The sequence below is a fragment of the Kocuria tytonicola genome, assembly GCF_003687455.1.
GTDB lineage: Bacteria > Actinomycetota > Actinomycetes > Actinomycetales > Micrococcaceae > Kocuria > Kocuria tytonicola.
In genome coordinates this window covers 1-461 of the sequence record NZ_PHOA01000223.1, presented here as the reverse complement: position 1 = coordinate 461, position 461 = coordinate 1, and the positions used below count along the sequence as shown (strand labels likewise).

Sequence of the window (461 nt, the reverse complement as noted above, 5' to 3'; positions counted from 1 at the left end):
CCCTCATCCTGGCCTTCGTGCAGCAGATCAATACGATCTTTGAGCACCGCACCTTTCTGGCCTCCCTGGTCGTGCTGGCCGACCGCCACAGCACCCCCCTCCAGGACCTCCTGGCCGATACGCTCGGCCAGCCCGAGCTCTTTTTCGTGCACACGATCCTGCGCGGAGGGGGGGCGTGCGACCCCCGGTTTCTTTTTTACCCGGACCCCACGTACGGGGGCCACATGCTGTACGTCATCTTCCCCGGCACGTCGGACCACCTGCACTACCGGCTCATCGATCGGATGCTGACCGCGTGCCCCGGCTACCGGTTCGCCGCCCACGTGTGGCAGAGCACGTTTGTGCTCGTGGTCAGACGCAACGCAGAGAAACCAGCGGACGCGGAAATTCCGACCGTGTCGGCCGCAGACATTTATTGCAAGATGCGGGACATCAGCTTCGACGGGGGGCTCATGCTAGAG

The 461-nt window shown here is 63.8% G+C and carries 1 protein-coding gene; it reads left to right on the top strand.

The window, feature by feature from the left end; all coding sequences use genetic code 11:
* Positions 1-17: 17 nt before the first annotated feature.
* On the top strand, positions 18-461 hold a 444-nt coding region (locus CWC38_RS12740; RefSeq protein WP_240625263.1), incomplete at its 3' end, for a hypothetical protein.